The sequence below is a fragment of the Petralouisia sp. genome (assembly GCF_056822245.1).
Genome location: NZ_JBQIOP010000008.1, coordinates 41,096 through 55,887 on the forward strand (window position 1 = coordinate 41,096; position 14,792 = coordinate 55,887).

The 14,792-nt window shown below is 47.4% G+C and carries 11 protein-coding genes; all 11 read right to left on the minus strand.

What is annotated here, in order from left to right:
* Positions 1-42: 42 nt before the first annotated feature.
* Positions 43-1,305, minus strand: a complete 1,263-nt coding sequence (gene hisS, locus ACTO17_RS04840; protein WP_482557090.1) for a histidine--tRNA ligase — start codon at positions 1,303-1,305, stop codon at positions 43-45.
* 62 nt (positions 1,306-1,367) lie between these two features.
* Positions 1,368-2,897: a coproporphyrinogen dehydrogenase HemZ gene (gene hemZ / locus ACTO17_RS04845; protein WP_482557091.1), complete on the minus strand. Its 1,530-nt coding sequence runs from the start codon at positions 2,895-2,897 to the stop codon at positions 1,368-1,370.
* Positions 2,898-2,911: 14 nt separating this feature from the next.
* On the minus strand, positions 2,912-3,532 hold the full coding sequence (locus ACTO17_RS04850) for an MBL fold metallo-hydrolase (RefSeq protein WP_482557092.1): 621 nt from the start codon (positions 3,530-3,532) through the stop codon (positions 2,912-2,914).
* Complete coding sequence (locus tag ACTO17_RS04855) at positions 3,529-4,278, minus strand: FadR/GntR family transcriptional regulator (RefSeq protein WP_172535367.1); 750 nt, start codon at positions 4,276-4,278, stop codon at positions 3,529-3,531. The genes ACTO17_RS04850 and ACTO17_RS04855 overlap by 4 nt, the downstream gene beginning before the upstream one ends.
* Before the next feature lie 182 nt (positions 4,279-4,460).
* Positions 4,461-5,768, minus strand: a complete 1,308-nt coding sequence (larA, locus tag ACTO17_RS04860) for a nickel-dependent lactate racemase (protein WP_482557093.1) — start codon at positions 5,766-5,768, stop codon at positions 4,461-4,463.
* A 30-nt stretch (positions 5,769-5,798) separates the two neighbouring features.
* Complete coding sequence (locus ACTO17_RS04865) at positions 5,799-6,941, minus strand: acyl-CoA dehydrogenase (RefSeq protein WP_482557094.1); 1,143 nt, start codon at positions 6,939-6,941, stop codon at positions 5,799-5,801.
* Between the two features lie 31 nt (positions 6,942-6,972).
* On the minus strand, positions 6,973-7,980 hold the full coding sequence (locus ACTO17_RS04870) for an electron transfer flavoprotein subunit alpha/FixB family protein (RefSeq protein ID WP_482557095.1): 1,008 nt from the start codon (positions 7,978-7,980) through the stop codon (positions 6,973-6,975).
* Positions 7,981-7,993: 13 nt separating this feature from the next.
* On the minus strand, positions 7,994-8,797 hold the full coding sequence (locus ACTO17_RS04875) for an electron transfer flavoprotein subunit beta/FixA family protein (protein WP_172536313.1): 804 nt from the start codon (positions 8,795-8,797) through the stop codon (positions 7,994-7,996).
* A gap of 21 nt (positions 8,798-8,818) precedes the next feature.
* Positions 8,819-10,231 (minus strand): FAD-binding oxidoreductase, encoded by a 1,413-nt coding sequence (locus tag ACTO17_RS04880; protein WP_482557096.1) that lies wholly within the window; start codon positions 10,229-10,231, stop codon positions 8,819-8,821.
* 90 nt (positions 10,232-10,321) lie between these two features.
* Positions 10,322-11,869 (minus strand): L-lactate permease, encoded by a 1,548-nt coding sequence (locus ACTO17_RS04885; protein WP_482557097.1) that lies wholly within the window; start codon positions 11,867-11,869, stop codon positions 10,322-10,324.
* A 508-nt stretch (positions 11,870-12,377) separates the two neighbouring features.
* The gene (locus tag ACTO17_RS04890; protein ID WP_482557098.1) at positions 12,378-14,711 is read right to left on the minus strand and encodes a RelA/SpoT family protein; all 2,334 of its coding nucleotides are present in this window, start codon (positions 14,709-14,711) and stop codon (positions 12,378-12,380) included.
* Positions 14,712-14,792 lie beyond the last annotated feature (81 nt).

Here is a 14,792-nt window from a genome sequence, read left to right on the forward strand (position 1 = left end):
CTGAAAATTAAATTGTTTTTATTGGATCATTAACCCCAGAGCTTAGTCCCGGTTAAAAAATTCTTTTATTTCTGTATATCCTTCGGCGGCCAGTTTTTCCTTCTGGAATTTCTTATTCTTGTTCATCCGGGCCACCAATACCTGTTTTCCATCTTTGCGCTGAGCCTGGGCCGCTGCAATCACCTGGGCCAGTTTCTCTCCCGGATAATTCTTTTCTATCAGATAGGCAATCCGTTCTGACTGGCCGGGCACCTGGAATCCGCTTTCCAACAGCAGCAGGATAATCCGCTCAAATCCGATGGAAAATCCGCAGGCCGGAACGTCGTTTCCGGTAAATTTGCCGATCATTTTATCGTAACGGCCGCCTCCGCCGCAGCTTCCGCCGAATTCCGGCATGGCAATTTCAAAAATTGTCCCTGTATAATAAGACATGCCCCGCACCAGTGTGGGGTCAAAAACCAAATCAAATTCTGCTTCTTTGGTATCATTCACACATGCTGCAATCTCTGTCAGATTGTCTGCCACGTCTTTTTCCAGAAAATCCCCCAGCTGTTTTGCCAGACAGGACACTCCCTGGGCCACATTTTCTTTTCCCTGAATGCTCTGAAACAGTTCCATGTATTTATCCACAGAGGCTTTCTCAAATCCGCTCTTTTCCAGCTCCTCTGCTACTCCGTCCAGACCGATTTTGTCCATTTTATCCAGAATAATAAAAACTGTGTCGAAAGAATCCTCAGCAAACCCGCTGTAAGCGGCCATAGCCTTCAAAATTCGCCTTTCATTGATACGAATCTGGAAATTTTTGAAGCCTAACCTGCCAATTGTGGTGGTGGTTGCAAGAATCAATTCAATTTCCGCCAGATTACTGGGTTCTCCTAAAATATCAATGTCGCACTGCATAAACTGACGGTATCTGCCCCGCTGGGGACGGTCTGCCCGCCAGACATTTCCCATCTGCAGCGCTTTAAAGGGCGCAGGCAGGTTGTTGGCGTTATTGGAATAAAACCTTGCCAGAGGCACGGTCAAATCGTAGCGCATTCCGTAATCCACCACATCGTTTTCCGTCTGGGCCGTTTCCAGTTTCAGCTTTTCTCCTCTTTTGAGCACCTTGAAAATCAGCTTTTCGTTTTCCCCACCCTGTTTGCTGCAGAGATTTGCAATATTTTCCATGCAGGGCGTCTCAATGGGGGTAAATCCAAAGCTGCGGTAAGTTTCTTTGATCACGTTCATCACATAATCCCGGATCTGCATTTCTTCCGGTAAAATATCTTTCATGCCGTTTACAGGCTTTTTTGCCAATGCCATTTTTGTTTCCTCCTTGTTTGTTCTGCTGTCTGGCTTTTTCTGCGTTTACAAAGTATTAAATCTTAAAAATCCATGAACAGCTTCCGTTTCCTCTCAATCATTTCGTCTATTTTTTCTATATAAAGCGCCACATCCTTCACATTCTCACACCGCTCAATCCCCCGCTCCGCAGACACCCGCTTGGAAATGCTGCCGGCTCCGCAGGCCATAATGCTCTGCTTTTCCTCCATCATCAGAATATTATAAAGTCCTGCCTTGCCGGGCCGGGCATACCCTACATTTTCAAAGTTCCCCGCCATATTTTTCTGGCGGTAGAGATAATAGGGGGACAATCCCATCTCTTTGGCATATCCGGCTGTCAAATCAATGATTTCCCAGCTGTTTGTCATCTGCATGTTCTGATAATCCTCCGGAAACATGTGAAACCTGGCCGCCCGCTTCAGGGCGAGGGAGTGAACCGTCAGATTATCCGGCGACAATGCCTGAATCTGCTCCATGGTATTTCTGACATCCCCGATGGTTTCTCCCGGCAGTCCCACAATTAAATCCATGTTGATATTGTCAAAGCCCAGTTCTCTGGCCATCCAGAAGCTTTCCACTGTCTGCCGGGAGGTATGACGGCGGCCGATCAAATCCAGGGTCTCCTGCTTCATGGTCTGGGGATTGATGGAAATTCTGGAGATTCCATGGGCCCGCAGAACTTTTAACTTTTCTTCGGTAATACTGTCAGGCCGCCCTGCTTCCACCGTATATTCCAGCAAATCAGAAAAATTAAATGTACCTTCAATTTTTATCAGCAAACGGTCTAAATCCAGGGGCGATAATGTGGTAGGCGTTCCGCCGCCGATATACACGGTATTCAGTTTTTTTCCGCTGCAAATTGCAGCTGTAACATCTATTTCCTTTTCCAAAGCATCCAGATAAGCCTCCGTCCGCTCCTTCCACATGCCGATGGGGGAGGAAGAAAAAGAACAGTAAGAGCAGATGCTCGGACAAAAAGGAATGCCCACGTAAAGGCTATAGCCCTCCTGGTAATCCATCCGGCCCAAAAGCTCCAGCTCCCGTTTTGCAATTTCTATACTCAGACTTATTTTCTGCCGGGAAGTAAAATAAGTGTCTGCCATGTAGGTTTGAATCTCTGTTTCTTTTTTCCCCTGTTCCAGCATGGACATTGGAATTTTGGTGGGACGGATGCCGGTCAGCGTTCCCCAGGGAAGGGTCTGCCCGGTATATTCTGACAGCATTTTGTATAAGGTCTGTTTCAGCCGGTTCTTCGTCTCTTTCCGATCTGAAAAATCAACCGCTGCAGAACGTTTCATTTTCAGAATATATGCCTGATGCGCCGGTGTGGCCAAGGCAGACCCGCCGCCTTGTTCTCCTTTTGCCGGAAGATGCAAAAGCAGCTCCACGCTTTGCGGCTCCTGCCTTCGGTAATGCACCTCCATTCGAAACAGCGGGGCGCATTCCTCTTCCAGTTTAAAAATTTTCTCCGCATCTGCAAACACTTTTACCTCTTCCCCCGGATAAAAGGCTTTCATCAAAGAATGGATATCATATTCAAAATCTGCTTCGTTTAACCAAACTGTTATCATCTTTATGTTCCCGCTTATAAAAAAGGATTACCCGTGCGTTCCCTGCCGATGGAGGTGATGTCCATATGTCCCGGATACACTTTCACATCATCCGGAAGCGTCAGCAGCTTTTCTCTGATGGACCGCACAAGCCCGGACATGCTTCCGCCTGGAAAATCCGTTCTTCCCACAGACTGGCAAAAAAGGGTGTCCCCGCTGAAAAGCGTTTTCTCTTTTTCCAGGTAATAACAGCATCCGCCTTCGGTATGTCCCGGGGTATGCAGCACCTTCAGCTCCATGCCTGCCAGCTTCAGAATCTCATCGTCCTCTGCAAACACATCCGCATGGTAGGCTTCCCTTTTTCCAATCATGACGGACACATTTTTTGCAGGATTCTCCAGGGTATCCTTCTCTGCTTTGTGGGCATAAATTTTAATCCCAAAAATCTCTGCCAGTTCACCTGCGGCCATGGCATGGTCAAAATGTCCGTGGGTCAAAAGCACTGCTTTCGGCTCTAAGCCCTGCTGGCGGATTTTTTCTGCCAGCATCTGCGCTGAATCCCCCGGATCTACGATTACCATTTCCTTTGTCTCTTCATTGATGGCAAAATAGCAATTGGTAGCCACCTGCCCCACACAATACTGTTCTACTTTCATGTTCGGTCCGCTCCTTCCTGTTTTTCAGGTTGTTCCTTCCTGTTCTGCATTAGCTTGTCCAGCTGTTCCCCCACCACGCGGAAATGCTTATCAAAGGCCCGGATTGCCATTTCCAGATCCTTGTCCGCCAGGGCGTGGTAGATTGCCCAGTGGGAACGTCTCAGCATTTCTGCGCGTATTTTATTCATCAATATTTTCGTACGGAAATTTTCGATAAACTGATCCATTAAACTGTCTAACATGGAATCATATAAAATCAGCATACGGTTATGGGACGCGCTTACCAGTTTGCGGTGAAATTCCACATCCAATCTGGCGCTTTCCTTAGAACTCATGGGCTGATCCATTTTCAGCAGAATTTCATGCAGTTCCTCCAATTCCTCCGGCTCCGCCACTTCAATGGCCAGACGGATTGCGGCATATTCATAGCCGATCCGAATGTGAAAGATTTCAGAATAGTCAATCTGCATCAGTTTCATTACCATATTGACCGATTTCATCATATATTCCATGGGATCACATCTGACATAATTGCCGCTTCCCTGCTGACACTCAATCAGCCCTGTAATCTCTAACATATGCATTACTTCCCGGACGGAATTGCGGCTGACTCCCATCTCCTCCGCCAGTTCCCGCTCTGTGGGAATTTTATCATTCAGCTTTAACTCTCCGGACAGTATTTTTTCCGAACAATAGTCAAATACATATTCATATGTTTTCTTTCCATCGAATCTGGAATGGTCCATTCTGTGTCCTCTTTTCTGTACGCTTGCGTCATAACGTTTATTTTAGTATAATACCGGAAAATTTGCAAGAAAAAGAAACAGCAGGTGAATCGGAGTGCCTGATCCACTTGCTGTTATGGAATATGCTGATTTTATATTTGGAGACGAACGGAACTGCCATTCGCTGCAGTATGAAAGTGTGTTCAAAATTCCTGGCTCTCCCCACACTGATTCTTTTCTACCATTACGGATACACCGTCTGGGATTACTGCAATATGCGCGCCGCTGCCAGTTTCATCCAGCGCCCGCTTTAATGCTTCATTCACGTCGGAGGCTGTCTCAAATCCCATCTCTTCTGCCATGGCCCGGTACTCTTCGCACATCACATAGATGACCTTGTGATGCATCAGAATCCGGCTTTGAATCTGATATTCCCACTGATCCGGCTTTGTTTCATCCTGGGGAATTTTCAGAATCTCATCCATCAGGCTTTGGGGGCTTTCGCAGTTTTTTAACGCCTGGTAAAACCCTTCCCCGCCGTGTCCGTCCCCGCAGTTGGATACCATAATGATGATACCGCCGTTTTTGCAGGCCGCTTCCGCCGCCGTCATGCCTTTTACGGACTGATACATATTCTGATCCAACGGATAACCGCCGTTGGTGGAAATCGCAATATCTGCAGGTTTTTTCGGTATTACCTGGCAATACTGTTGGAGGAATCGGCAGCCGGCTGCATGTGCTTCCATGGCATCACCGGCTACCGCATGCACGATTTTTTTGTCAGCGTCAATAATCACGTTGACAATGTACTTCTGGTTCGCCATTTTACTTGCGGCAACCATGTCTCTATGGATAGGGTTATTTTCCAATACGCCGGTACGGCTGTATGGAGAATCTATAAATGCGGAACAGTGGTTTCCCAATACTGTAACCGCACTGGATACACCGGGCAGAACGCTTTTGCGTCCGCCGGAAAATCCTGCGAAAAAGTGTGTTTCAATAAATCCTTCGCTTACCAGAAGATCGGCTTCTGCCGCTATTTTATTAATTAGCAGCGGTGCGCCGGAGGGAAGCGTTCCCAGATTTACCATATCATCTATATTCTGGCTGTCATGGACTGCAATCTTTTCCTGATTTACAATTTCTTCCCCGAATTTGCCGATCAGCTCCTCTCTGGAAGTAGCCCGGTGAAACCCTGTTGCAATCAATAAGGTTATGTCCGCCTGGGGATTCCCTTCCCGGATCTCTTTTAGCATAAATGGAATGATATGTTTGCTCGGCACCGGCCTGGTATGGTCGGAGCAGATGATGACTATCTTCTGTTTTCCTCTGGAAAGTTCAGAAAGCTTCGGCGATCCAATGGGATGTTCCATGGCTTCCAGCACAAGCTCATCCTCTGTCTTTCCGGTTTTCGGCATAGATTCGATGGAAGATTCCAGAATCTCATAATCTAAATTGTCATCCAGATGCAGCATCATGCCCTCTCTGGAAAATGGAAGTTTCATATTCATAAAAATTTACCTCATTTCTTCTATGAAATGTTATTTTACGCCCATCCATCCTGCAATTACCATCATCTGCACTTCAGAGGTTCCTTCATATATCTCAGTAATTTTGGCGTCGCGCATCATACGCTCAATGGGATAATCTTTCGTATATCCGTATCCGCCGTACAGCTGCAGGCAGCGGCGCGTTACGTCAGAGGCATTTCTGGAAGCCACTAATTTCGCCATAGCCGCTTTATGGGAGAAGGGCTCATGGTCATCTTTGGCGCATGCGGCCTGGTAAACCAGAAGTTTAGCAGCCTCCGTATTGGCCTGCATCTGAGCCAGTTCGAACTGGGTATTCTGGAACTGGGAAATTCTGCGGCCAAACTGTGTTCGTTCCTGTACGTATTTTACGGTTTCTTCAATAGCGCCTTCTGCAATGCCCAGCGCCTGGGCTGCAATGCCCACACGTCCGCCGTCTAAGGTCATCATGGCATATTTAAATCCTTTGCCCAATTCCCCAACCAGGTTTTCCTTGGGAACGATGCAGTCTTCAAAAACTAACTCACAGGTGGAAGACGCCCGGATACCCATTTTATCTTCCAGCTTGCCGATGGAGAATCCCGGGAAGCCTTTTTCTACAATAAATGCGGAAATTCCTTTGGTGCCCAAAGATTTATCTGTCATGGCCAGTACGAAAAATACATCTGCCACTCCTGCATTGGTAATGAAAATCTTAGAACCGTTCAATACCCAGTGGTCCCCTTTGTCTACCGCAACGGTTTTCTGGCCGGACGCGTCTGTTCCTGCGTTAGCTTCCGTCAATGCAAATGCGCCGATCCATTCCCCGGAGCATAATTTGGGCAGGTATTTCTGTTTCTGCTCTTCGGTGCCGAACTGATAAATGGGCGTACAGCAAAGAGAAGTATGAGCTGACACGATAACCCCTGTGGTTCCGCAGTATTTGCTCAGTTCCTCCACCGTCTGGATGTAAGCCAGGGTGTCCATGCCGGCTCCGCCGTACTCTTCCGGGAACGGAATTCCCATCAACCCCATTTCTGCCATCTTCTTAACGTTCTCCATGGGGAATTCTTCTGTCTTGTCAATCTCCGCTGCCAAGGGCTTTACTTCATTTACTGCAAAATCATGTACCATATCCAGAATGTCCTGATGTAATTCGTCTCTTTTAAAATCCATAACATTTCCTCCATATTATAATCAACCGACATTATGCCTTCCGTGCCTTAAATGCTGCCGTCAGCGCCGGCACCACTTCGTTTAAGTTTCCTACAATTCCGTAATCCGCCACATCAAAAATCGGCGCATCCTCATCTTTGTTCACTGCAATTACCCTATCGGAACCGGAAATGCCTGCCAAATGCTGGATTGCTCCGGAAATGCCAATGGCAAAGTAAAGCTTCGGCGCTACGGTCTTGCCGGACTGCCCTACCTGATGTGCGTGAGGCATCCAGCCTGCGTCAACCACAGCCCTGCTGCAGCCAACCGTTGCCCCCAGCTCTGCTGCCAGTTCTTCCAGAAGCTTAAAGTTTTCTGCGCTTCCAACGCCCCGGCCGCCGGATACGATGATCTCTGCTTCCTCCAGATTTACTGCCTCTGCCACTTCATTGACGCGCTCCACCAGATTGGTGCGGATTTCTTCGGGGGCCACATGAATCTCTTCTTTTACAATTTCTCCGCTGCGGCCTTCATCATACGCGCCTTTTTTGAATACGCCCGGCCTTACGGTTCCCATCTGGGGACGGTGCTCCGGACACATAATGGTGGCCATTAAGTTGCCGCCGAAGGTGGGACGGGTCCATGCGATATTTCCGGTTTCCTCATCAATGTCAATGCCGGTGCAGTCTGCCGTCAGCCCTGTTTTCAGCCGGCAGGACACCCTGGGCCCCATGTCCCGGCCATTGTTGGTAGCCCCGATCATCAAGGTTTCCGGTTTATATTTCTCTACCAGAGTTACCATTGCCTTGGTAAACGCGTCTGTGGTGTAATATTCATATTCCGGCCCGTCTACGATAATAGCGGAATCTGCGCCATAGCAGACGGCGTCCTTTGCCACGCCCTCAATATCCTTGCCGATTACCACTGCCACCAGAGGACATCCTTTCTGGTCTGCCAGCGGCCTTGCCACATGTAAAAGTTCATATCCGACATTTTTTGCTTTTCCGCATTCAGTCTCTATAAACACCCATATATTTTTATAATCATTCAGATTGCCCATGCTAAGCCCCTCCTTATAAAAGTTTTGCTTCTTCCAGCAATTTCACTACTTCGTTTGCTGCGTCTTTCGGTTCCATGCCTGCCAGCTTCACGCCGGATTTTTCCCTGACCGGCGTATAAGTCTTTTTCACCCTTGTGGGGGATCCGTTTAATCCGCACAGTTCCAATTGAATGGATGGGATATCCTCTTCGGTCAAAACAGGAATTTCTTTTTTCTTGGCAGCCATTTTGCTCTTAATGGTGGGATAACGGGGCTCATAAGGAAGTTTCACAACAGTCACCACTGCCGGAAGCTTAGTGGAAATCATATCGTAACCTGCATCATGTTCCCGTTTTACCTGAATCTCTCCGTCCTTTTCCACAATATCCAGCGCATAGGTAATCTGGGGCAAGTCAAGATGCTCCGCAATTTCCGGCCCTACCTGGGCAGTGTCTCCGTCTGTGGCCTGCTTTCCGCAGAGGATTAAGTCAAATTTCAGTCCCTCTTTTTCTTCTACCGCTTTAATTGCCTCGGACAAAATATAGCTGGTGGCAAGGGTGTCGGAACCGCCGAAGCTCCTGCTGGAAATCAGATAGCCGTTGTCTGCGCCTACTGCGAGACAAGATTTGATGGCTTCCTTAGCCTGTTCCGGCCCCATGGAAATTACAATCAGCTTGCCGCCTAACTGCTCTTTCAATCTTACGCCTACTTCCTGGGCATAGGTGTCAAAAGGATTCACAATACTTGGAACGCCTTTGCGGATTAGGGTGTGAGTTTCAGGATCTACCTTGATTTCGTTGGTATCAGGTACCTGTTTCATGCAAACACAAATATTCATAATGCTTCCTCCTCATAAATTTTATAAACGATAACAAACTTTTCCCGGATTTAAAATCATCTTGGGATCAAATACCCGTTTGATGCCTTCCATAATTGCCATATTGGTTTCCCCAACGGAATCCAAAAGATATTTCACCTTGCCGGAGCCAATGCCGTGCTCACCGGAAACAAGTCCGCCGCAGTCTGTCGCTTCTTTATAGATAATGTCAAAGAATTTATCTACCCGTTTCTTAAACTCCTCTTCCTCCAAATCATTAGAACACTGATAAATATGAAGATTTCCGTCTCCGGCATGACCAAAGGATTTAATGGTCAGCCCGCAGTCTTCTCCTGTCTTGTTGACAAATTCCAGATAATCCGCAATCTTGTTCACCGGAACTACTACGTCGCATTCATCCAGCAGCTTTGTCTCTTCCATAATCGCTTCCAGGAAGGAAGAACGCGCCGCCCATGCGTCTTTCATCTTAGTGGGGGTGTCTGCCACCAATACGTCAATGGCTCCTTCCTCCAATACCAGTTCAGCCGCCTGCTCCACCAATGCGTCCACTTCTTCCTCTGAATTCCCATCCAGGGTAATCAGCAGATATGCGCCGATTTCTGTTCCCTCCAGTTCCTGCGGAAATACGGATTTGCCGATATAGCGTTCTGATGCCAACACAATCTCCCTCTCCATAAATTCAATGGCCTGCGGGTCCATATGAGCCATTTTAAACTTGGGAACTGCAGCCAATGCAGTATGCAGGTCTTCAAAGGGGATAATCAGAGAAGCCGCTGCCTTGGGCGCCGGTATAATCTTTAACGTCAGCTCTGTGATAATTCCAAGTGTTCCTTCTGAGCCAATCATCAGGTTCAGCAGGGAATATCCGGAAGACGTCTTAGACACAGTGGCGCCCAAATGGGTAATTTCCCCGGTAGGCAGCACAACGGTCATTGCCCTTACATAGTCACGGGTCGCTCCGTATTTCACCGCACGCATGCCCCCTGCGTTGGTTGCCGCGTTTCCTCCTACACAGGCAAATTTCTCACCTGGATCCGGCGGATACAGCATTCCTTTTCCCTGGCAGTCCTCTGCCAGATCATTTAACAATACGCCGGCTTCGATTTCCACGACGAAATTTTCCATGTCATAAGATTTAATCTTATTCATTTTGGAAATGTCAATGAGCACGCCGCCGTACAGAGGCACTGCCCCTCCTGCCAGGCCGGTGCCGGCTCCTCTGGGAGTCACCGGGATATTGTTCTCATAACAGATTTTCATAATCCCTGCCACTTCCTCCGTTGAACGGGGCTGAACTGCCACATCCGGCATATGGGTTCCGTAAATAGGCATTTCATCCTTGGCATAGTCCGGGTTAATGTCCTCTCCCTGGAAAACATAACTTGTAACTGCTTTCAGTTGTTCCACAATTTCTGGCGTCAATTGGTTGTACATGTTGTTACCTCCTTGAAAAATTTATTCTTCACAACAGTTCAGATGCCCGACTGTCACTATGAAAGTTTCTTCTTAATTCTTTTGTCTCTTTTACAATCCCGGCAAAGCTCCCACATAGCAGATAATGCCTGACAATATGACAAATAGCAGAAAATATTTAAACACTTTATTTAAAATCTTACTTTCGGAACCTACCTGGTTAATTGCCCCTGCCCCGATGGCAATTCCCTGTGGGCAAATCATCTTGCCGATTCCGGCGCCCATCACATTTGCCGCCGCCATCCAGGTTGGATTCAAATCAAGGGCTGCCGCCGTCTCGCTCTGAAGGCCGCCGAACAGCACGCAGGTGGAAGTTCCCGAGCCCGTAACAAATGCTCCAAGGGCCCCGATAACCGGAGCGAAAAACGGATAGAAGGAACCGGTAACAGCTACTAAGAACTTTGCAATATCAGAAATCATTCCGCTGTAACTCATAATTTTTGCAGTTGCCATAACGGAACAGATGGTGAGTATGGTTTTCCAGTATTTTTTCAATGTCTCTAAAAAAACCTCCGCCATATCTCCAAAATCAGCTCCCTGAATCAATCCTCCAATGATTGCCGCAAGGAATATCATAACCCCCGGCGTATTGATCCAGCTGAATCCAAGGGCGTTTCCGCCTTCTTTGGCATACACGGTAACTGTGCTCTTTATGCCTGCGATTGCATTATGTATGGGCGGACATAAGGTAGATGTCAGCATCAGGAACAGGAATATCAGAATAAAGGAACTCCAGGCTTTCAGGCCCTCTGCCGCCCCTATGGCTTTTTCTTTGCCTGCTTCTCCGGAAATCTCAATGGTATATTCCTGCTCCGGATCCTTATTAAAAATCCTTGCTGCTGCAATCATACATCCCATAGAACAGATCGAGCCGATGATATCCGGCAGCTCCGGCCCAATGAAATGTGCCGTAACGAACCAGGGAATTGTAAAAGACGCCGCTGCCACCAAAGTAGTGGGCATCATTCCTTTTAATGCCCGAATCCCTTTCCCGCAGATGCAGACCATCAAAAAAGGAGAGAGAAACGTCAGAATACATTGAATATTTACAATACTTCCCGCCAGAGGAACCAGCTCTGTTCCGGTCACGGATGAAAGTGTCACGGTGGGAACTCCTACAGATCCAAACGCCGTAGGGGTGGAATTTACCACCAAGCACCCCAGTACTGCACTCATAGGGTCAAGTCCGATTGCTGCCAGCATAGACGCCGGAATTGCAACTGCCGTTCCGAAGCCGGCCATGCCTTCCATGAAGTTTCCGAACCCCCATCCGATAATCAAGGCCAGAACACGCTTGTCTCTGGAAACTCCCGCCAACATCCTTTTCACGTTTTCCATGGCGCCGGTTTTCAGAGTCAGATTGTAAGTGAACAATGCCGCTACAATCACAAGGCAGATGGGCCACAAAGCATTTAAAACCCCTTCCAGGGCCGCTGTCGCAATGCACAGAGCGCTTAATCCCCAATACCCCGCCGCCAATGCCGCTGTGACGGCCAATGCGATAACACAAGCTTTGTGTCCGGCCATCTTCAGACCGCTGAGCGCTGCAATCAGCCAGATAATCGGCAGCATCGCAAGCAAAAATTCCAATAGCAACAATTGTTTTCCCACCTTTCTTAATTGGATTATCCAATTTATTGATTTTATTTATTTTTCTCTTAGATTCACGTTATTCCGCTACAGTTAGTACTTTATTCTTATTTATTGGGTCACCCAATTTCTAATTATTATTATAGCACGTTTTTTCAATTCTTCAAGCGCTTTTTATAATTCTGTTACATTTCAACATTTTCTCTGGATTTTTTTGTATAAATTCACGAAAATTGGGTCACCCTTTTTCCTGCATCTGATATGCCGTATAACGGAAAAGACTTTTTTGCAGCTTACTCTTGCACTTTGCACCATATTACTCCGGTGGTTAAATATCTATTAAAATGCAAAGAAGAGGCTGCCGCACTAAGTAAAACATATACAAGATATAGTATAGAAGAATGTTTCAAACTAGCCATATCTTGTATCATTTTTCTTAATGCGACAGCCCCTCCATGTAAATCCAAAAAGAAACCCGCACCGGAACGTGTCTGAAACATTCTTCAAACACGCTGTTCTATCCTCTGGTTCTCTCAATGTCAATCACACTCTCCACCTGACGGATCTTATCAATCAGGCTGATCAGCTCTTCTTTTCCTTTCGTCCCAAACGCAAGGGTAATGGTGGCCACTCCCTGCTTGCTGGTGTTGGAGTGAATGGAACTGATATCAATCTGTCGTTCTGTCAGTATCTTCGTAATATCCACGATAAGCCCGGTACGGTTATTTCCATAAATCTTAATTTCCGCCATATACCGGCCGGCTTCCCCTTCACTGTCCTGCCATTCTGCATCCAAAAGACGCGCCCGCTCAATTTCTGAAAGGTTGATAATATTGATACAGTCTGTCCGGTGAATGGAAATCCCCCTTCCCCGGGTGACAAATCCTACAATTTCATCTCCGGGAACCGGCGCGCAGCACCGGGAAAACCGGACAGCCACATCATCAATGCCTTTTACCACAATGCCGCTTCTGGAACGGATACGGGAATCTTTTTCCTTGCTCCCTCCTAAAGAGGCCGCATTTCCCATGCCCTCATTGGCGGCCGCCCGTTTCAAAATTTCCTCGTCTGTGATGGCCGCCTTGTGCTCCTTCTTGTAGTACTCCTGCATCTTGTTGATGATCTGGCCTTCTTTCAGACCTCCGTGGCCCACTGCCGCCAATACAGACTCCCAGTCCCGGAACCCGTATTTGCGCATAATGCGCTCCTGATAAGAAGTCTGGTTCAAATCCGGCCAGTTGATGGCTTTTGCCTTGCAATACTGAGCAATCAGCTCTTTTCCTCTGGAAATATTCTCCTCTTTAAACTCGCTGCGGAACCACTGATTGATCTTATTTTTGGCCTGGGTGCTCTTGACGATATTCAGCCAGTCCCGGCTTGGGCCTCTGGAATTCTGGGAGGTCAGCACTTCAATCCGGTCTCCGTTCTGAATCAGATAGTCAATATTTACCAGTTTGCCGTTCACTTTCGCTCCGATCATCCGGTTGCCCACTGCAGAATGGATGCTGTAGGCAAAGTCAATGGGAGTGGAGCCGTTAGGCAGATTTTTCACGTCGCCGGAGGGAGTAAAGCAAAATACCGCCTCGGAAAACAGATCCAAATCGCTCTTTAACAGGCTCATAAATTCCCGGTTGTCAGACATATCCTTCTGCCACTCTAAAATCTGGCGAAGCCAGCTTAATTTCTCCTCCTCCTGGCTTTTCTCCGCCACTTTGCTGCCGTTGGAGGCCTCTTTGTATTTCCAGTGGGCCGCAATTCCGAATTCCGCCGTCCGGTGCATCTCAAAGGTACGGATCTGAATCTCAAAAGGCTGTCCGGTAGGCCCGATCAAAGTGGTGTGCAAAGACTGGTACATATTGGGCTTCGGCATGGCAATATAATCCTTAAAACGGCCGGGAATCGGCTTATACATCTCATGGATCACCCCAAGGGCCGCATAGCAGTCCTTCACAGAGTTCACAATAATGCGGATGGCAAACAGGTCATAAATCTGATCCAGGGTCTTATCCTGATTCACCATCTTCTTATAAATGCTGAAAAAGTGCTTGGCCCTGCCGTCTATGGACGCTTCAATCCCTGCGCCTTTGACATGCTCCTTCACCTCTTCCACCAACTTGAAAATGTACTCTTCCCGGACGCTTTTGCGGAGAGCGATTTTCTCCACCAGATCATAATAGGCATCCGGTTCTAAATATTTCAGAGACAAATCGTCTAATTCTATTTTAATTCTGGAAATTCCCAGGCGCTGGGCAATGGGCGCATAGATATCCATGGTTTCCCTTGCCTTTTCCTTCTGTTTTTCCGGTTTCATATATTTCAGAGTCCGCATATTGTGCAGACGGTCTGCCAGTTTAATCAGAATTACCCGGATATCCTTGGCCATAGCCAGAAACATTTTGCGCAGATTCTCCGCCTGCACCTCCACTTTATCCGCATCATAAGACAACTGGCCTAATTTGGTGACGCCGTCCACCAAAAGCGCAACTTCTTCACTGAATTCCTGAGAAATCTCTTCCTCCGTCATCACAGTGTCTTCCACCACATCATGGAGAATTCCTGCAACAATGGTTTCTTTATCCAATTCCAGTTCAGCAAGAATAATAGCGACGCACAGGGGATGGATGATATATGCCTCGCCGGATTTGCGCACCTGTCCCGTATGTGCCTCATCTGCAATCTTATAAGCCTTTTCAATCAAAGAAATATCCGCAGAGGGGTGATACCTCTTCACACTTGCAATCAGTTCATCATAGAGACTCTGAGGGCTCACAAACTCCTTGGTGGCTTTAATATGTTCGTCCGCTATCACTGTTTCCTTCTGTTCACTTAATTGAATCTTCTTATCTTCCATATGCATTTCTCCATCCCGAAACTCTTCTTCCTTCGCGTATTGCATCCATTCAGATTTTCCATCCGCAACACACCAGATTCT

Bases quoted from the DNA above. Each gene is read 5' to 3' on its own strand.
- hisS (WP_482557090.1), bottom strand. From the start codon at position 1,305: ATGGCATTGGCAAAAAAGCCTGTAAACGGCATGAAAGATATTTTACCG.
- hemZ (WP_482557091.1), bottom strand. From the start codon at position 2,897: ATGATAACAGTTTGGTTAAACGAAGCAGATTTTGAATATGATATCCAT.
- ACTO17_RS04850 (WP_482557092.1), bottom strand. From the start codon at position 3,532: ATGAAAGTAGAACAGTATTGTGTGGGGCAGGTGGCTACCAATTGCTAT.
- ACTO17_RS04855 (WP_172535367.1), bottom strand. From the start codon at position 4,278: ATGGACCATTCCAGATTCGATGGAAAGAAAACATATGAATATGTATTT.
- larA (WP_482557093.1), bottom strand. From the start codon at position 5,768: ATGAATATGAAACTTCCATTTTCCAGAGAGGGCATGATGCTGCATCTG.
- ACTO17_RS04865 (WP_482557094.1), bottom strand. From the start codon at position 6,941: ATGGATTTTAAAAGAGACGAATTACATCAGGACATTCTGGATATGGTA.
- ACTO17_RS04870 (WP_482557095.1), bottom strand. From the start codon at position 7,980: ATGGGCAATCTGAATGATTATAAAAATATATGGGTGTTTATAGAGACT.
- ACTO17_RS04875 (WP_172536313.1), bottom strand. From the start codon at position 8,797: ATGAATATTTGTGTTTGCATGAAACAGGTACCTGATACCAACGAAATC.
- ACTO17_RS04880 (WP_482557096.1), bottom strand. From the start codon at position 10,231: ATGTACAACCAATTGACGCCAGAAATTGTGGAACAACTGAAAGCAGTT.
- ACTO17_RS04890 (WP_482557098.1), bottom strand. From the start codon at position 14,711: ATGGAAGATAAGAAGATTCAATTAAGTGAACAGAAGGAAACAGTGATA.